The following is an 18,256-nucleotide window of genomic DNA, read 5'->3' on the forward strand; positions in this document are numbered from 1 at the left end:
CGTCGCCACCGGCCTGTCGCAGGCCACTCAACCGACCGCGCCGGGACGTAGGGCCGTGCCGGGCCGACTAGTCTCGTAGTCGACCCGGTGCGGTCTTCTACTTTCGAGGAGCAGCATGGCGAACACCCTAGGCGACATCCAGACGGTGCTGCGGATCCGCCCCTTCAGGCGCCTGTGGACCGTCCTCGGTCTGGCGTCGTTCGGCGACTGGCTGGCGATCTTCGCCACCGCGGGGTTCGCGCAGTCCCTGTTCGACGACCCCGCGGCCAAAGGCGCGGCGTTCTCGGCCACGATCGTGCTCCGCCTGCTGCCGTCCCTGCTGCTCGGCCCCGTCGCCGGCGTCTTCGCCGACCGGTTCGACCGGCGCAAGACCATGGCCGCCTGCGACATCGCGCGGTTCCTGCTCATCGGCTCGGTCCCCACCGTCTACCTCATCACCGACTCCACCGCGTTCACCGTCGCCTGGCTCGCGGTCGCGCAGCTGTGCATCGAGGGCGCCGTGCTCATCTGGTCGCCCGCGAAGGAGGCGGCCGTCCCGAACCTGCTCCCGCCGGAGAAGTACGAGGCCGCGAACCAGCTGAGCCTCGCCACCACCTACGGGCTCGCCCCGCCGCTCGCGTTCGCCGTCCTCGCCGTCCTCGAACGGGGCTCGAACGTCTGGTCGAACCTCGGCAGCTGGGCCGAGCCGATGGTCATCGCCCTCTACCTGACCGCGGCCATGTTCGCGATCCTCGCCGTCACCGTCTACTTCTTCATCCCGCAGATCTCCGGCCGCTACGGCCAGTTCGCCGCGAAGACCACCAGCGTCTGGCACGACTTCGTCGAAGGCTGGAGCTACATGCGCTCGGCCGAACGCGTGCGCGGCCTCATCGTCGGCATGCTCGGCGCGTTCAGCGGCGCGGGCGTCCTCATCGGCGTCGGCACCGTCTACGCCAGCACCCTCGGCGCGGGCGACGCCGCCTTCTACACCCTCGCGGTGTTCCTGTTCCTCGGCCTCGGCGCGGGGATCGCCTTCGGCCCCAAGCTCATCGGTGAACTCTCCCGCCTGCGCTGGTTCGGCATGAGCATCGTCCTCGCCGGCGCGGGCCTCGCCCTGGACGCGGTCGCCCCGCACATGGTCTTCGCCGCGTTCGGCTCGGTCGTCATCGGCCTCGGCGCCGGGATGGCCTTCCTCGCCGGGATCACGCTGCTCCAGCGCGAGACCGAAGACGAGATCCGCGGCCGCATGTTCGCGTTCATCGCCGTCGCCGCCCGCGTCATCCTCATGCTCGCCATGACGATCTCCGCGCCGCTCGCCGGCTGGCACGCCGCCCGGCAGCTCGACCTGGGCTTCACCAAGGTCGAGGTCTCGATGAGCCGCATCCTCCTGTTCGTCGCGGCCGCGCTCGTCGTCTGGCTCGGCGTCACCGCGTTCAAGTCCATGGACGACAAACCGGGCGTGCCCGTCCTCGCCGACCTGTGGTCCTCCCTGCGCGGCCGCCCCCTCACGGCCCCCGACCCGGTCGCCGGCTCCGGGTTCTTCGTCGTCTTCGAAGGCGGCGAAGGCGCCGGCAAGTCCACCCAGGCCGTCAAGCTCGCCGCGTGGCTCAAACTCCGCAACTACGAAGCCGTCCTCACCCGGGAGCCCGGCGCGACCGACATCGGCATGCGCATCCGCAGCCTCGTCCTGGACTCCGGCGGCGACTCCGCCCCCGGCCCGCGCGCCGAGGCCCTGCTGTACGCCGCCGACCGCGCCCAGCACGTCGAGAAGGTCGTCCGGCCCGCCCTCGAGCGCGGCGCGGTCGTCGTCTCCGACCGCTACATCGACTCCTCCATCGCCTACCAGGGCTCCGGCCGCTCCCTCGGCAAGGACGACATCGCCTGGGTCTCCACCTGGGCCACCGGCGGCCTCAAGCCCGACCTCACGGTGCTCCTCGACGTCGACCCCGAGGCCGGCCTCCGCCGCGCCAAGGCCGGCGGCGACGGCGACCGGCTCGAACAGGAGGAGCTCGAGTTCCACGAGAAGGTCCGCGAGACGTTCCTCCACCTCGCCGCGGCCGAACCGAACCGCTACCTCGTCGTCCCCGCCGGAGGCACCCCCGACGAGATCGCCGCGCAGGTCCGCGACGCCGTCGCCGAACGCCTCGACATCCGCACCCAGACCGCCCGGGCCGACTCCGGCTGGCCCGGACTCGACAGCCCCAGGGCCGAGAAGGCCGACGACTACGGCTGGGACGCCGTCGCCGAGGAGGCCGGACGACCGTGACCGCCCCCGGGGTCTTCGACGAACTCGTCGGCCAGGACGAGGCGCGGCGGATCCTCGCCGAAGCCGCCCGCGGCACCGGCATGACGCACGCGTGGCTCTTCACCGGGCCGCCCGGCTCCGGCCGCTCCACCGCCGCCGTCGCGTTCGCCGCGGCCCTCCAGTGCCCCGAAGGCGGCTGCGGCGCATGCCACACCTGCCGGACCGTCCTCGGCGGCACCCACCCCGACGTCACTCGCGTCATCCCCGAAGGCCTCTCGCTCGGCGTCGACCAGGTGCGCGGCCTCATCCTCGAGGCCGGACGCGTCCCGAACGCCGGGCGCTGGCAGGTCCTCATCATGGAGGACGCCGACCGCCTCACCGAGGCCGCCGCCAACGCCCTGCTCAAAGCCGTCGAGGAACCGCCCGCTCGGACCGTGTTCCTGCTGTGCGCGCCGTCCACGAACCCCGCCGAGATCTCGGTGACCATCCGGTCCCGCTGCCGCGTGATGGGCCTGCGCCAGCCGCCCGCCGGGGCCATCGCCGACCTCCTGGTCACACGCGACGGCCTCGATCGGCGCGAGGCCGAACTCTACGCGGCCGCCGCCCAAGGGCACGTCGGCCGGGCGCGGCGGCTCGCGACCGACCCGCAGGCGCGGGCCAAACGCCACGACGTGCTCCAGATCCCGCGCCGCCTCACCGGCCTCGGCGCGTGCTTCACCGCCGCCGTCGAACTCATCGAGGCCGCCGAAGCCGAGGCCGCCGGGACGTACACCGACCAGTCCGCCGCCGAGAAGGAGGCCCTGGAGACCGCGCTCGGCAAGGGCGGCACCGGAAAGGGCGCGTCGAAGGCGGCGCGCGGCTCGGCGTCGGCGCTCAAGGAGCTCGAGAAGCGCCAGAAGACCCGCGACACGCGGGCGCAGCGCGACTCCCTCGACCGGGCGCTGGTCGACCTGGCCGCGTTCTACCGGGACGCGCTCGCGGCCGGGTTCGGCGCGCGCGTGAACCCGATCCACCCGGACATGGCCGAGACGACCAGGGCCGCCGCCGCGAGGCTCAGCGCCGAGTCCCTGCTGCGGCGGATCGACGCGATCCTGGAGTGCCGCAAGGCGATCGAAGCGAACGTGCGCCCCCGCATCGCGGTGGAGGCGATGATGACGAGGCTCTGGCAGAGCTAGGGCCCGCACACCTCGGCGCCACTGCGGAACCGGGGCCCCGAGGCGTCCGATTCGCGGGCTCGTGCCCGGCCGGTCACTGCGTCCACAGGTGCTGGATGTACGCGTCCTCGGCCTTCGGGATCGTGCCCGTGCGCTGCCAGCGGTACCAGGCCCGCTCCTCGACCACGCGCACGCAGAAGTCCCCGTCGATCTCGAACGGCTCGGAGACGCAACGGAAATCGTCCCTGAAGGCCCCGTCCGTCCAGTACCAGACCCGCCGCCCGATCAGGCCCGGCACGTCCGAGGCCGGGTAGGGCCGGCGCACCGGCGGCGAGTCCGGGTCCGACAGCCGCTCGATCAGGTACCCCGGCCGCGGCGACCCCGTGCCGGGTTCGGGCCGCTGCACGTACACGTCCTCGGCCGGGACGAGGCTCGCGTAGGCGTCCCCGTCGCCGTCCACGGCCCGGTAGTAGTCGGCCTCGGATATCAAGGGCACCACCAGCATCCCGTCGCGCGTGACCGGGTCGTCCGCGCGCAGGTCGAACTGCCACCCGCCGCCCGCCGCGCCGAGGACCACCCGGGACGAATGCAGGTCGAACGCCCTGGCCGCAGGGACCGGGATCAGCGCAGGAGGCGGCTCGGGGACGTCGAAGGCATTGTCTGACAAGCCCAACGAGAACTCCTGACCGAATGGGGCGAGCAGGTACCAGGGGGACTGGAGAAAAGCATAGGGGGTTGGCACGGTCTGGGGATTCACGGCCCTCGCGGTGGTCGTAAAGTTCTCCTCACAAGCACGGAACACTTCTCAACTAAGGATGGAAGAGCGATGAGCGAGTACGACGAGGCCGCGGTCGAAGAGGACGTCACCGCCGAGGACTACACCGCCGAGGAGGAGACCTACGACGACACCGCCGTGAGCACGGTCGAGGAGTCCTTCGACATCGACGGCGACGGCTACGAGGACGAGGCCATCTCCGCCGACGGCATGACCATGATCGACACCGACGGCGACGGCGACGCCGAGGGCATCGCGCTGGACACCGACGGCGACGGCATCTCCGACGAGCTGATGGTCGACGCCGACGGCGACGGCTCCGTCGAGTCCTACGCCTCGGACACCGACGGCGACGGCCTCCTCGACACCTTCGAGTCGGACACCGACGGCGACGGCTACACCGACCAGGTCTCGGTCGACTCCAACGCCGACGGCTACGTGGACCAGGTCGCCACCGACACCAACAACGACGGCTACACCGACACCGTGGCCACCGACTACAACGCCGACGGCCTCGTGGACGAGATCTCCGTCGACGCCAACGCGGACGGCACCGCCGACACCGTGCTGAGCGACTCGGACGAGGACGGCTTCCTCGACACCGTCCACACCGAGGCCACGCCGGAGGGCGACTCCTTCCAGTCGCAGACCGGTCAGGTCATCTAACGACGGGCGTTCCGAGACCTGGACACCCCTGGACTCGCTCACCCTCATGGCGAAGGCCGGATGCGCGGCGCATCCGGCCTTTTCGCTCGCCTCGATGCCGGCGCCGGGCGGTTCAGCCGGTGGTGCCGCGCAGCAGCGCCATCGCCTCGGCGCGGGTGCGCGCGTCCGACTGGAGGATGCCGCGCACCGCCGAGGTCACCGTGGTCGAGCCGTGCTTCCTGATGCCGCGCATCGACATGCACGTGTGCTCGCATTCGACCACCACGATCACGCCGCTCGCCTCCAGCGAGGTGAAGAGCTGGTCGGCGATCTGGCTCGTCAGGCGCTCCTGCACCTGCGGGCGCCGCGAGTAGACCTCCACGAGCCGGGCGAGCTTGGAGAGCCCGGCGATCTGCCCGGCCTGGCCGGGGATGTAGCCGACGTGGGCGACGCCGGTGAACGGGAGCAGGTGGTGCTCGCAGAAGGACTGCACGTCGATGTCGCGCACCAGCACGAGCTCGTTGTGGTTCTCGTCGAAGGAGGTCTTGAGGACCTCCGCGGGGTCGACCCGGAGGCCGGCGAAGAGTTCGGCGTAGGCGCGGGCGACGCGGCGGGGGGTCTCCTTGAGCCCGGGCCGGTCGGGGTCTTCGCCGATCGCCTCCAGGATCTCCCTGACGGCGGCTTCGATCCGCGCCAGGTCGACCGCGTCCTCAACGGGGCTGCCGTTGATGCGGCCGTCGATGAGGCGCGCGGCCAGGTTGTCGAGTTCAGCCATCGCCCCAGCTTACGGTCCGCCCCCGACAACCCCGGGCGGGTTCGTGACCAGAGGAACACGAAAAGGGCCCGCCTACCGTGGAGACGGGCCCTCGTATCGCTTCGCCGGCTAGGCCTGCGGGCCGGAGCCCTCGGTGGCCGGTCCGATCTCGATGCCCTCTTCAGGGCCCTCGGCGGCGGGCTTGGAGCCGTTCGGGGTCGAGACGGGCGGGCTCCCCAGCTTGCGGGAGGCCGTGCCGTTGAACGGGGCCATCGGCGGGCGCTTCTCCACGCGGGCCGCGATCCGGGCCAGGTCCTCGGTGTCCAGCGTCTCCTTCTCCAGGAGCTCCACGACCATCTGGTCGAGGACGTCCCGGTACTCGGTGACGATCGCGTACGCCTCGTCGTGGGCGAGCTCGATGAGCGCCCGGATCTCGGCGTCGACCATGGCGGCGACGTCGTCGGAGTAGTCCCGCTGGTGGCCGTAGTCTTTGCCGAGGAACGGCTCGGAGCCGGAGGTGCCGTACTTGATGGCGCCGAGCTTGGCGGACATGCCGTACTCGGTGACCATCGCGCGGGCGACCTTGGTGGCCTTCTCGATGTCGTTCGACGCGCCCGTGGTCGGGTCGTGGTAGACCAGCTCCTCGGCGGCCCTGCCGCCGAGCGCGTACGCGAGCGTGTCGATCATCTCGGAGCGGGTCTGCGTGTACTTGTCCTCGACCGGCAGCACCAGCGTGTGGCCCAGGCTCCGGCCGCGCGGCAGGATCGTGAGCTTGTGGACGGGCGCGGCGTGCGGCAGCGCGTGGGCGACGAGCGCGTGCCCGGCCTCGTGGTAGGCGGTCATCTTCTTCTCGTCGTCGCCCATGACGCGGCCCTTGCGCTCCGGTCCGGCGATGACGCGGTCGATGGCCTCTTCGAGGGCGTCGAGCGAGATCGCCTTCTCGTTGCGGCGGGCGGTGAGCAGCGCCGCCTCGTTGATGACGTTCTCGAGGTCGGCGCCGGAGAAGCCGGGGGTGCGGCGCGCGATGGTCTCGAACTCGACGTTCGGGACGAACGGCTTGCCCTTGGCGTGCACGGCCAGGATCGCGCGGCGCCCTTCCTTGTCGGGGGCGTCGACGGGGATCTGGCGGTCGAAGCGGCCGGGCCGCAGCAGGGCCGGGTCGAGGATGTCGGGGCGGTTCGTCGCGGCGATGAGGATGACGCCGCCGCGGGTGTCGAAGCCGTCCATCTCGACCAGGAGCTGGTTGAGGGTCTGCTCGCGCTCGTCGTGGCCGCCGCCCATGCCGGCGCCGCGGTGGCGGCCGACGGCGTCGATCTCGTCGACGAACACGATCGCGGGCGCGTTCTCCTTGGCCTGGGTGAACAGGTCGCGGACGCGGCTGGCGCCGACGCCGACGAACATCTCGACGAAGTCGGAGCCGGAGATCGAGTAGAACGGGACGCCCGCCTCGCCGGCGACGGCGCGCGCGAGAAGGGTCTTGCCGGTGCCGGGGGGTCCGAACAGGAGGACGCCCTTGGGGATCTTCGCGCCCAGCTCCTGGTACTTCTTCGGGTCCGCGAGGAAGTCCTTGATCTCCTCGAGCTCCACGACCGCCTCGTCGGCGCCGGCCACGTCCGCGAACGTGGTCTTCGGGGTGTCCTTGGACACCATCTTGGCCTTGGACTTGCCGAAGTTGAGGACGCGGGAGCCGCCGCCCTGCATCTGCGACATGAAGAACAGCAGCAGCAGGACGATGAGGACGATCGGCAGGAGGCTCAGCAGGAACGACACGAACACGGAGGTCTCGTTGACCTCGGTGTCGAACTCGACGCCGGCCTCTTCGAGCTCGGCGGCGACGGTCTCCATCATTCCGGAGGGGACGAACGCCTCGACCTGCTCGCCGTTCGTCCTCGTGATCTGGATCAACTGCTCTTTGTCGAGGAGGTTGGCCTCCTCGACGTTGCCGTTGTTGATGTCGGTGAGGACTTCGGAGGTCTTCGCCTCCTCGTAGTCGGAGCCACCGGACCAGAAGCTCGCGACCAAGACCGCGATGAGGGCCATGAGCACGATCCAGACGAGCGGCCGGCGGAAGAACCGCTTCCGCTCAGGTGTGGGTCTCCCGGCGTCGACCACTCGTTTCCTCCTGCTGCGTTCGTCACGTTTTCGAGAGTGAGGTTGTCCTCATCGCGCGGTTGGCGAGCTTCACCGCGGCCTTACAGGGTTTCCTGGGCTGTAAGGCATTGACAACTCGAACGTACACGGTGCGGCCGTGCGACGTCCCGCTGCGTCAGCGCCGTGAAGACGGCGCTTCGCGCCGGATACCGCCCTTTGCCCGCCCCGTCGATAGACCGTAATTAGTACCACGGCGGGTTGAGTTCGCCCACCCAAGCCTGCGTCGCGAGCGAACGGGTGGCACCCTTGTTACATGACGTCGGAGCTAGCCAGCCCAGCATCCGTCCCGTCCGCTGCAGCGCGGGACGCGGTGTTCGATCCTGATTCGTGGTACGCCGAGGAGATCGAGCGCACCATCATCACCGAGGACGAGATCCGAGCGAAGGTCGCCGAACTCGGCGCGCGCGTCTCGGCCGACTTCGCCGACGGTGCCCTCAAAGACGGCGACGAGCTGCTGCTCGTGGGCGTGTTCAAGGGGGCGGTCATGTTCATGGCCGACTTCGCGAGGGCGTTGAGCGTGCCGGTGAAGATGGAGTTCATGGCGCTCTCCTCGTACGGGAGCTCCACGACCTCCTCGGGGACCGTGCGCATCCTCAAGGACATCGACTCGGACGTGGCGGGGAAGCACATCCTCGTGGTCGAGGACATCATCGACTCCGGGCTGACGCTGTCGTGGCTGCTGAAGTACCTCGACGGCCTGCATCCGGCCTCGGTGTCGGTGGTCTCGATGCTGCGCAAGCCGGGCGTGCAGCGGGTGGACATCCCCGTGACGTACCTGGGCTTCGACATCCCGAACGAGTTCGTCGTGGGCTACGGCCTCGACTACGCCGAGCGCTACCGCGAGCTCCCGTTCGTCGGCGTGCTCAAGCCCGAGGTCTACCAGAAGTAAGGCCCCGGCCCTCCCGCCCCCATCGACCCCGACGGCCCGCGCGGTGCGCGGGTCGTCCGCTCTCCCCGGACGCCGCAGGCCGCTCGTCGCTGCTCCCAGAACGCCGCAGGGTCGCTCGTCGCTCGTCGCTCGTCGCTCGTCGCTCGTCGCTCGTCGCTCGTCGCTCGTCGTTCGGCGCCGGCGGCGAGGCGGAGCGCGACGGCCTGTCCTTGTATTTCGCTATAAGCGGAACCGCTGAGGCCCCGCCATCGGATTGTCGGACCCCGGAGGCGCACTTCGACATCGGGGGGGTCGGATCCGGCGGCGCGAGACGCGCCGCGCCGCCCGCATCCCGCCTGCCCGGCAAGGTCGCACCCCGCGGGCACACTGGAAAACCGGGGACCCGGAACCCAGCGGCCCAGCCGTATTCGGGCTGCCCCCAGAACCGCCGCTTCGCTTCGGCCGGGCCGCCGTCAACCGCCGCTCCGCTACAACGTGACCGCGGTCAGCCGCCCGCCTTCGCGGCGCACTTCGATCCCGCCCGGCAGGAACGTCGGTCCCTGCCCGCGCCACCGGGCGACGAGCGCGTCCACCGCGTCGAGATGCCGATGGTTCAACTCGGCGCCGCTCACGCCCGACTCCAGGGCCCAGGCCCGCAGCGCCCGCTGCCGGATCGGCGCGGCCAGCGCCGCCAGCCGCTGGGCGTCCAACCCGCCCGCGACGCGGCACGCCTCCAGCGCCTCCCCGGCGAGCCCGTCCAGATAGTCGGTGTCGGCGGCGATCAGCGCCGCCGTGCGCGCCAGGTTCGCCACCAGGCCCTCGCCGAGCGTCTCGACCAGCACGTCGATCGCCGGCCGCAGCGCCGACCGCAGGTAGCGCGGGTCGGTGTTGTGCGGGTCGGCCCACGGTTTGAGCCCGCGTTCAGCGCAGGCCGCGTGCGTGTCCGTCCGCGCGATCCCCAGCAGCGGCCGCCGGTAGATCCCGCGCACCGCCCGCATCCCGGCCACACCGCGCGGCCCGCCACCGCGCGCGAGCGCGAGCAGCGCGGTCTCCGCCTGGTCGTCTCTGGTGTGCCCCAACAGGATCGCGCTCGCGCCGTACCGTTGCGCGGCCTCGTCCAGCGCCGCGTACCGCGCGGTCCGGGCCGCGGCCTCCGGTCCGCCGTCGAGGCCGACCTCGACCGTGAGCGCCGCCGCGGGTTCGAATCCCGCGCTCGCGGCCCACGACGCGACCTCCGCGGCCCGCTCGGCCGAATCGTCCTGGAGGCCGTGGTCGACGGTGACGAGCCCGGCGCGCAGCCCCATGCGCGGGGCGCAGAACGCGAGCGTGTCGGCGAGCGCGAGCGAGTCGGGCCCGCCCGAGCAGGCGACGAGGACGAGTGCGCCCGGCGGCAGATCGGCGAGGCCGCTCTGGACGGCGACGCGCAGCCGCGCCACCGGAGGCGGCAGCTTAGCCATGCGCGGTGCCGAGGGCCCGCGGTCCGTCCTGCCGCACCACTCGGGCGATCCACTGCTCGGGGTGGTCGATCTCGGTCTCGGTGGGCAGGTTCGCGGGGCGTTCCCACACGCGGTTGAACCCGGTGACGCCGTGCTCGGCGACGACGTGGTCGACGAAGCGGCGTCCGGCGGCGTACTGCCGCATCTTGGCGTCGAGGCCGAGGAGCTGGCGCACGAACTTCTGCAGCGTCGTCGGGTTGGCGCGGCGGCGGTCGAAGCGGCGGCGCAGGAGGGCGACGTGGTTGATGGAGGTGCGGCCGACGCCGTCCATGACGGATTCGGCGTGGCCCTCCAGGAGGGTCATGAGCGCCTGGATCTGGGAGATCGCCTCGCGCTGTTCGGGGCTGGTGACCGCGGCCATGACGTCGGTGCCGGTGTGCTCGGGCGTGTGGTCGCCCGGGCGCTCCTCCTCGCGGGCGGAGGCGAGGGCGCGGCGGACGGCGCGGGCGAGGCCGGCGGCCGAGGACTGGTCGGGTTCGGCGGCGTCGAAGAAGGTGTGGATGAGGCCGTGGAAGTGGCCGCGCATCCAGGGGACGGCGGTGAACTGGGTGAGGTGGGCGGCTTCGTGGACGGCGATCCAGAGGCGGAACTCGCGCGAGGGGAGCCGCAGGCGGCGTTCGACCTCGACGATGTTGGGGGCGACGAAGAGCAGGCGCCCGGACTCGGTCGAGAAGGTCTCGAACTGGCCGAGGACCCGCGAGGAGAGGAACGCGAGGACCGCGCCGGCCTGGACGCCGGTGACCTTGGCGGCGGGGGAGACCGGGAGGCTCGGCCCCGGCTCGTCGGCGCCGAGCTCGTTGAGGAGGCGGCGGAACCCGGCGATGTTGATCTGGCTCCAGCGGACGCGGTCGACGACGTCGACGGGCGCGGTGGTCTCGGGGACGAGTCCGGTGTAGTCCGTGACGAGGTCGATGGCCTTGTGAGCGTGGCGATGGAGGTCGGCGACGACGTCGAGGGCGCCTTCGCGGCTCATGCTCGGGCCGCCGCGGCTGAAGGCCCGGGAGCAGGAGGCGGCGGTCTGCCAGTCGACTGACGGCAGCATCTGGTTTCCGGGCGGCGCCATCGGCCAAGCCTATCCACAGCGCAGTCATCGCGCCACTAACGCGCGCAAGACGCCCTGAACCGGTTGGATCAGGGCCGGCCGGGCGGCGGTGCCTGCGCGCACCCGGCGCCGGCCCTTCGCCGTTTCGCGGTCCGCCGCCGCGGACGTGGCGACGCGGCCCGCGGACCGACGCCTCACCGGGCGCTGCCGCCCGGCTCGGCCGCACCTCCCCTCGGGCCGCGTCGATCCGTCGCCTCCCCGCTCGCCCTGCCCTCACGATCCGTGATCTCACGAATTCAAATATCGAACATCTTGAAACTTCTCGAGCCTCGATGTTAGGTTCTTCTCAAGTCCGCAATATCTTGCACTCTTGCGGGCAGAAATTGCAAAGGGAGCAACGATGCCTCACACCAACCCCGCGCGGCGCACCCTCGCCGCCGCCGGCGCCGCGGTGCTCGCGGTCGCCGCCATCACCGCCGCCGTCGCCCCGACGGCGCCGGCCGCGCCGCCGCCGCTCGACGCCGAGCCCGCCGCCGCCGTCTCCGGCGGCGACTCGATCCTCAACATGTTCGAGTGGACCTGGAACTCCATCGCCGCCGAATGCGCCGGCCCGCTCGCCGACTCCGGCTACACCTACGTCCAGACCTCCCCGCCGCAGGAGCACATCCTCGGCTCCCACGCCTCACCAGGTGAAACGGACGCCTGGTACATCCACTACCAGCCCGTCAGCTACGAGATCGAGTCGCGCCTCGGCACCCGCGCCGAATACGCGAACATGATCGCCGCCTGCGAGGCCAACGGCATCGGCGTCATCGCCGACGTCGTCATCAACCACATGGCCGCCGGCTCGGCCACCGAGACCCGCCGCGGCTGGAACGGCAGCGAATACCGCCAGTTCCACTACCCCGACGCCGGCTACGACGCCTCCGACTTCCACAACACCGGCTCCGCGTACTGCGAGATCCGCGACTACCAGGACCGCGACCAGGTCCAGAACTGCCACCTCGTCGGCCTCAACGACCTCGACACCTCCCAGGCCGACGTCCGCCGGACCATCGCCGGCTACCTGAACGACCTCATGGGCCTCGGCGTCGCCGGCTTCCGCGTCGACGCCGCCAAGCACATGTCCGCCACCGACCTGGGCGCCATCATGGACCTCGTCCACGGCGACCCGTACATCGTCCAGGAGGTCATCGGCGCCGCCGGCGAACCGATCACCGAGGCCGAGTACACCGGCATCGGCGAGGTCCAGGAGTTCGGTTACGCCTACGACCTCAAGAACCACATCAACGGCGGCTCCGAGGCCCGCCACCTCACCACCATGGGCACGAACTGGGGCTACACCTCGCCCGCGGGCGTCTTCGTCGCCAACCACGACACCGAGCGCGGCTCTCTCACCATGAGCTACAAGCACGGTCAGGACTACCTGCTCGGCGAGGCGTTCATGCTCGCCTACCCGTTCGGCACGCCCGCGTCCTACACCGGCTACGCGTTCTCCGGCCACACCGACGGCCCGCCGCTCAACGCGGACGGCTCGGTCGCCGACGTCCGCTGCGGCGCCGACGCCTTCACCTGCATCCACCGTTCGCCGTACCTGAGCGGCATGGCCGGCTTCCGCGCCGCCACCGCCGGCGAAGCGGTCGTCCACACCTGGGGCGCGGGCGACGCGCTCGCCTTCGGCCGCGGCGACGCCGGGCACGTCGTCGTCAACGCCGGCTCCTCCTCGATCACCCGCACCTTCACCACCTCGCTGCCGAACGGCTCGTACGCCGACGTGATCTCCGGGGCCACCGTGACCGTCTCCGGCGGCGCCTTCACCGCCACCGTCGCCGCCAAGACCGCGCTGGCGATCCACGTCGGCGAACCGGGCGGCGGCAACGGCGGCACCACGAAGGACTGCGTCGACGTGAGCGCCACCGTCTCCGGCACGAACGTCGGCGACGAGGTGTACATCGTCGGCTCGATCCCGCAGCTCGGCAACTGGACCCCGGTCAGTTCGGGGCACCTGTCCGGGGCGGCGTACCCGGTCTGGAAGGGCACCGTCGCCATTCCGGCCGGCACCGTGTTCCAGTACAAGTACGTCATCGTCCGCTCCTCGGGCGGCCACACCTGGGAGTCCATCGGCAACCGCACGGCCACCGTGCCGAGCACCGGCTGCCTGGAGCTGAACCAGACCTGGAACATCGCGTAACCCCGAGCACCGCAACGGGCCCGGAAGCCGTGCTTCCGGGCCCTGAAACCTGCGAGTCCGCCGCGGCGGACTCGCAGCGCACGGTCTACGGCGAACCGACGCTCAGCAACCGCACTGCGACACGGCGGCCGAGATCTCGTCCAGCGCCGCCTCGACCGGCTCCTCGCCGCTCGTCGTCCCGTTGCTCATGAGCGAGAAGATCAGCTGCCTGCCGTCCGCCGTCGTCAGCGTCCCGGTCAGGGAGATCACCACCGAGGGCTCGGTGAGCGTGCCGGTCTTGGCCCGCACGACGCCCTGGCCCTCCTCCGCGGAGCCGAACCGGTCGTCCAGCGTCCCCGAGTACCCGGCCACCGGCAGGGATTCGAACACCGACGCCGCCTGCGACGAGGTCGCGCTCAGCAGCAGCTGGGTGAACGCGCTCGCGGTCATGCGGTCGGTCGGCGACAGGCCCGAGCCGTCGTTGAAGACCAGCCCGGTCGTGTCCACGCCCATGTCCTGGAGCGTCGACTGGTGCACCGCGGCCATCGCCGCCCATGTCATCTCGCCCTCGACGACCAGCGCCGTCTGCAGCGCCACCGCGTCCGACAGCAGGTTGTCCGAGGTGAGGATGAACGAGTCCACCAGCGCCGCCATCGGCGCCGAGTGGACCACGGCCAGCTCGGCCGCGTCCGCGGCCGCGGTCCCGGCGGCCACCTCGCTCGCGCCGAGGATCTCGGCGAACTCCCGCGCCGCCGCCATCGCGGGGTCGGTGAGGTGCTCGGAGTACTTCTGATCGTTGTGGATGCGGCCGCCGTCGACCATGATCGGCGCCATCGGGCCCGTCGAGTAGAGCAGTTCGTACATCGTCACGCCCGCGGCGTTGACGCTGTCGGTGAACACGCTCGTGTCCAGGTAGACGGTGGACGGGACCTCGCCGCCGCGCGCCTCCAGCACCAGCGAGGCCAGCTCGGTGAGGCTCGCGCCCGCCGCGTAGTCGGTGTAGTAGCCCTCGCCGTCGATCGTCAGCGTCGGGTCGCCGCCGGCGACGAGCACCACGCTGTCCTCGGTCGGGCCCTCGACCACCGTCGTCGGGATGCGGTACTCCGCGCCGAGGTGCTGGAACGCGGCCACGGCAGTGACCACTTTCATGGACGAGGCCGGCGCGAGGGGCGTCGTGCCCTCCTGCTCGAAGAGGATCTCCCCGGTCAGCGCGTCGGCGAACGACGCCGAGGTGCTGCCGTCGAGCCGCGGGTCGTCGAGGAGCGCGGGCATGATCGACGCGAGGTCGGGGAGGGGCGCGTTCGCGTTGGAGGTGGCCAGCACGGGTTCGGGCTCGGCCGGGGGATAGGCCTCGGGCGGGGTGAACGTGCCCGTCGGGGGGCCGGTGACGGCCGCGATCTGCCACACCAGGCCGCCCGCTGCGGCTACGGTGACCACGACGGCGAGGGCGGCGATGAACGCGGTGAGCGCCCGGCGGCGGCGCGCCCGGCCCTGCTGCGGGGCGGGCGCGGTGGGCGTGGCGTGTGGCGTACTACTCGCGACCTTGGGGTCGGCGTTGTCACTGAGGGACATGCACAGAGACTAGGCCATCAAGAGCACTGTATTTGAGCCTGGAGGAGGTCGGCCGATGGAGTTCGACGTGACCGTGGAGATCCCGAAAGGGAGCTCGAACAAGTACGAGATCGACCACGTGACCGGACGGATCCGCCTGGACCGGACCCTGTTCACCGCGACGGTGTACCCGGCCGACTATGGCTTCATCGACGACACGCTGGGCCAGGACGGCGACCCGTTGGACGCGCTGGTGCTCGTGGAGCCGACGTTCCCCGGTTGTGTGATCCGCGCCCGTGCGATCGGCATGTTCCGGATGCGGGATGAGAAGGGCGTGGACGACAAGGTCTTGTGCGTCCCGGCCGAGGACCCCCGCAAGGACCGGTTCAAGGACATCGCCGACGTCCCCGAGTTCGACCGCCTGGAGATCCAGCACTTCTTCACCGTCTACAAGGACTTGGAGCCGGGCAAGAGCGTCGAGGGCGCGACCTGGACCGGACGGGCCGAGGCCGAAGAAGAGGTCCGCCGCTCCTTCGAGCGCGCCAAGACCGAGGGCTACCACTCGAACCACTGACGCGGACGGTCGGCGCGACGCCGACCGCGCCTACGACGAAGGGGCCGGCCCGGGCGAACGCCCGGGCCGGCCCCTTCGCACTGCTTCGGAGCGGCGGCCTCCCGCCGGCCGGTCGCCTGGTGCCGCCGCTCAGTCGATCACGATGTCGAGCAGCCACGGCTTCGAGCGTGTGGCCGGTTCGTTGAGCTCGATCTTCCAGCCGTGCGCGGCGAGGAAGTCGCCGAGGTCCGCGGCCGACTCGGGCCGGGCGCCGCCGGCGAGGAGCGCGCGGGCGACCTCCCCGCGAGTGGCCTTGGCCATGTGGGTGACCACGGTGCGCTTCCCGGCGAGATCCTCTTTGAACACGCGCACCGTGACGCCGCGGTTCTTCGGGCCCCACACCTGGGCGTACGCGCCCGAGCGCAGGTCCACGATGAGGTCGCCGCGGTCGCCGAGGACTTCCCCGACGGCCGGGCGCCACAGCTTCGCGAGTCCGTCGAGCCCGGTGAACCTGGTGCTCATCGGCATCCGGTACGGCGGCACGCGGTCGGAGGGCCGCAGGAGCCCCCACAGCGGCGACGCGATCAGGACCTGCTCGCCGTCGGGGAGGTCCCCGAGGCCGAGCCGGTCGTAGAGCACGCCGTTGTACAGCTCCCAGGCGGCGAGCGTGGGCGCGGTCCGAAGGGTCCGGTTCGCCTCGACGTAATGGCGGCTGCTCGCGGGGAGCTTGAGCGCCTTCACGGCGGCGTCCTCGTCGGCGCACAGCTCGACCAGGCGGTCGACGAGAAGCTCGCGGACGGGGTTCAGCGCCGGTGAGGAGAGTCGACCGAGGTCCAAGGGAGGACCGTCGCCTTGACCGGCCTTCCCTTCTGACGGCGGCAGCAATATGAGCACAGCAGGCGAGTCTACCTGCTCGTCCACCTGGTGCCGGAGGGGCCGTGCCGCGCGGCGACCGCGTTCCTCAGATCGCTTGGCATTTCACCCGACCGGGGGTTCACGGGCGCGCCGCGATGGTTTATAGTACATATGTTCGATCAAGCGGGAGCGGGTCCGACCCCACCGAGGACCGCGTGTGACGCTGATCGAAAAGGCGCGGCGGCGGTGCTCCGCGACTGCCGCCGCGCCGTCCATTGCGGCGGTGCCGAGCCCACACCGCCCGCCGCAGGCTCCACCGCCACCGGCCCGGCGGTGGAGTCCGGCCCGAAACCGCCTCTCGTCTGAGCCCCCTGACCGGGCGGGCCATACGCGGCCCCCGGCCGCCCCGGGCCAGGGTCCCCGTCGGTCTCGCCCGCAGCGAGGCCGGCCTGCCACCGGAAACAATCGTGCGGGCGCCTCAAAACAGGCGGCGGCATCCCTTGTCGCTTCTGTACAAGACTCGGAGCCGGGAGGTCCATATCTTGGTTTTGACGCGGCGACCAGCGGCGCGATCAGATACCAGAAGGTGAACCGGAAATGTTCGAAGGAACCGCGACTTCGGCCGACGGCACCGCCATCGCGTACACCGCGTGGGGTGAGGGCGAGCCGATCATCATCATCGACGGCGCGACCGCGTACCGCGCCACCACACCCGAGAACGCCCAGGCGGCCGAGCTGCTCGCCGACGAGTTCCAGGTGGTCAACTACGACCGCCGCGGCCGGGGCCAGAGCGGCGACACCGCGCCCTACGCGGTGGAGCGCGAGATCGAGGACCTCGCGGCGATCATCGAGCAGGCCTGCGGCGGCCGCCCGGCGACCGTGTTCGGCTGGTCCTCAGGCGGGCATCTCGCACTCAACGCCGCCGACGGGGGCGTCCGGATGGAGCGGGTCGCCGTATTCGAACCGCCGGTCGTCGTCGACCGCAGCCGTGCGCCGTTCCCCGACGACTACGTCGAACGGCTCGAGGCCGCCCTGGCCGCCGGCAGGCCCGGCGACGCGGTCGAGCTGTTCATGACGGCGGCGGTCGGGCTACCGCCCGAGACGGTCGCGGGCATGCGGGAGAGCGACATGTGGCCGGGTCTCGAGGCGATCGCGCACACCATCTCCTACGACGGCCGCAACTTGAAGGACACGGTCTTCGGCAAGCCCCTCCGCGCCGACCTGTGGAACCGGATCGAGATTCCGGTGCTGGTCATGCACGGCATCGATACCTGGCCGTTCCTGGCCACCGGGGCCGAAGCGGTCGCGGAGCTGCTGCCGACGGCCGCGCTGAAGCCGGTTCCCGGCGAGAACCACTCCACCACACCCGAAGTGCTCGCCGCCGCGCTCCGCGAGTTCATCAAGGAAGGGGCCTGACATGGGACGCATCGTCGTCACGGAGTTCATCTCGCTCGACGGGGTGGTTCAGGCGCCCGGCGGGGAGGACTTCAAGTACCCGAACTGGAGCTTCGAGATCGACCGCGGTCCGGCGGGCGAGAAGTACAAGGAGGACGAAGCGCTCGGCTCCGCCGCCCTCCTGCTCGGCCGCAGGACCTACGACGGCTTCGCCTCGGCCTGGCCGCAGATGGAAGGCGAACTGGCGGACAAGTACAACGGCATGCCGAAGTACGTCGTCTCCCGCACGCTCACCGACCCGGCCTGGAACAACACCACGGTGCTTTCCGGTGACCTGGACAGCGAGGTCGACCGCCTGAAGAGCGAGGTCGACGGCGAGATCTCCGTCCCCGGCAGCATCCAACTCGTACAGGGCCTCCTGGAGCGGGATCTGGTCGACGAGCTCCACCTGATGACCTTCCCGGTGATGCTGGGGACCGGCCGGAAGCTCTTCGCCGAAACGACCGACAAGTCCCGGTGGCACCTCGCCGAGCCCACCGTTTACGGAGACGGCGTCCTCCTCACGGTCTACCGGCGAGCCGCATGACCATCGCAGTTCAAGCACCTCGGACGGCTCGCCTCCG

General features: G+C 71.1%; 15 protein-coding genes. 8 read left to right on the plus strand and 7 right to left on the minus strand.

Annotated features, from left to right (window positions below):
• Positions 1–115 precede the first annotated feature (115 nt).
• Both tmk and K3N28_RS05540 read left to right on the plus strand, forming a co-directional pair.
• The gene (tmk, locus tag K3N28_RS05535; protein ID WP_228091488.1) at positions 116–2,245 is read left to right on the plus strand and encodes a dTMP kinase; all 2,130 of its coding nucleotides are present in this window, start codon (positions 116–118) and stop codon (positions 2,243–2,245) included.
• Positions 2,242–3,399, plus strand: a complete 1,158-nt coding sequence (locus K3N28_RS05540; protein WP_228091489.1) for a DNA polymerase III subunit delta' — start codon at positions 2,242–2,244, stop codon at positions 3,397–3,399. Before tmk ends, K3N28_RS05540 begins: the two co-directional genes overlap by 4 nt.
• Before the next feature lie 73 nt (positions 3,400–3,472).
• On the opposite strand, the gene K3N28_RS05545 is transcribed toward K3N28_RS05540, so the two are convergent.
• Complete coding sequence (locus K3N28_RS05545) at positions 3,473–4,045, minus strand: hypothetical protein (protein ID WP_228091490.1); 573 nt, start codon at positions 4,043–4,045, stop codon at positions 3,473–3,475.
• 159 nt (positions 4,046–4,204) lie between these two features.
• Between K3N28_RS05545 and K3N28_RS05550 the strand changes: the two genes are divergently transcribed.
• Positions 4,205–4,819, plus strand: coding sequence for a hypothetical protein (locus tag K3N28_RS05550; protein WP_228091491.1), 615 nt, complete (start codon positions 4,205–4,207; stop codon positions 4,817–4,819).
• A 112-nt stretch (positions 4,820–4,931) separates the two neighbouring features.
• On the opposite strand, the gene folE is transcribed toward K3N28_RS05550, so the two are convergent.
• Both folE and ftsH read right to left on the minus strand, forming a co-directional pair.
• Positions 4,932–5,573, minus strand: coding sequence for a GTP cyclohydrolase I FolE (gene folE, locus K3N28_RS05555; RefSeq protein ID WP_228091492.1), 642 nt, complete (start codon positions 5,571–5,573; stop codon positions 4,932–4,934).
• A 108-nt stretch (positions 5,574–5,681) separates the two neighbouring features.
• On the minus strand, positions 5,682–7,592 hold the full coding sequence (gene ftsH / locus K3N28_RS05560) for an ATP-dependent zinc metalloprotease FtsH (protein WP_374209710.1): 1,911 nt from the start codon (positions 7,590–7,592) through the stop codon (positions 5,682–5,684).
• A gap of 364 nt (positions 7,593–7,956) precedes the next feature.
• On the opposite strand from ftsH, the gene hpt reads away from it, so the two are divergent.
• A complete protein-coding gene (hpt, locus tag K3N28_RS05565) occupies positions 7,957–8,592 on the plus strand; it encodes a hypoxanthine phosphoribosyltransferase (RefSeq protein WP_228091494.1) in 636 nt (211 codons plus the stop codon).
• Between the two features lie 467 nt (positions 8,593–9,059).
• On the opposite strand, the gene tilS is transcribed toward hpt, so the two are convergent.
• Positions 9,060–10,028, minus strand: coding sequence for a tRNA lysidine(34) synthetase TilS (gene tilS, locus K3N28_RS05570; protein ID WP_228091495.1), 969 nt, complete (start codon positions 10,026–10,028; stop codon positions 9,060–9,062).
• On the minus strand, positions 10,021–11,130 hold the full coding sequence (locus K3N28_RS05575; protein ID WP_228091496.1) for a zinc-dependent metalloprotease: 1,110 nt from the start codon (positions 11,128–11,130) through the stop codon (positions 10,021–10,023). The genes tilS and K3N28_RS05575 overlap by 8 nt, the downstream gene beginning before the upstream one ends.
• Positions 11,131–11,509: 379 nt before the next feature.
• On the opposite strand from K3N28_RS05575, the gene K3N28_RS05580 reads away from it, so the two are divergent.
• A complete protein-coding gene (locus K3N28_RS05580; RefSeq protein WP_228091497.1) occupies positions 11,510–13,300 on the plus strand; it encodes a carbohydrate-binding module family 20 domain-containing protein in 1,791 nt (596 codons plus the stop codon).
• Between the two features lie 102 nt (positions 13,301–13,402).
• Here the strand turns inward: K3N28_RS05580 and dacB are convergent, their stop codons facing one another.
• A complete protein-coding gene (gene dacB, locus K3N28_RS05585) occupies positions 13,403–14,851 on the minus strand; it encodes a D-alanyl-D-alanine carboxypeptidase/D-alanyl-D-alanine-endopeptidase (RefSeq protein ID WP_228091498.1) in 1,449 nt (482 codons plus the stop codon).
• Positions 14,852–14,906: 55 nt separating this feature from the next.
• On the opposite strand from dacB, the gene K3N28_RS05590 reads away from it, so the two are divergent.
• Positions 14,907–15,404 (plus strand): inorganic diphosphatase, encoded by a 498-nt coding sequence (locus tag K3N28_RS05590; RefSeq protein WP_228091499.1) that lies wholly within the window; start codon positions 14,907–14,909, stop codon positions 15,402–15,404.
• A 129-nt stretch (positions 15,405–15,533) separates the two neighbouring features.
• Here K3N28_RS05590 and K3N28_RS05595 read toward each other — a convergent pair whose 3' ends face one another.
• Positions 15,534–16,304 (minus strand): peroxide stress protein YaaA, encoded by a 771-nt coding sequence (locus K3N28_RS05595; protein ID WP_308062107.1) that lies wholly within the window; start codon positions 16,302–16,304, stop codon positions 15,534–15,536.
• Between the two features lie 531 nt (positions 16,305–16,835).
• Between K3N28_RS05595 and K3N28_RS05600 the strand changes: the two genes are divergently transcribed.
• Both K3N28_RS05600 and K3N28_RS05605 read left to right on the plus strand, forming a co-directional pair.
• Positions 16,836–17,654, plus strand: coding sequence for an alpha/beta fold hydrolase (locus tag K3N28_RS05600; protein ID WP_228091501.1), 819 nt, complete (start codon positions 16,836–16,838; stop codon positions 17,652–17,654).
• Between the two features lies 1 nt (position 17,655).
• Positions 17,656–18,219, plus strand: coding sequence for a dihydrofolate reductase family protein (locus K3N28_RS05605; protein WP_228091502.1), 564 nt, complete (start codon positions 17,656–17,658; stop codon positions 18,217–18,219).
• Positions 18,220–18,256: the final 37 nt, after the last annotated feature.

This window comes from Glycomyces sp. TRM65418 (assembly GCF_019710475.1).
GTDB lineage: Bacteria > Actinomycetota > Actinomycetes > Mycobacteriales > Micromonosporaceae > Glycomyces.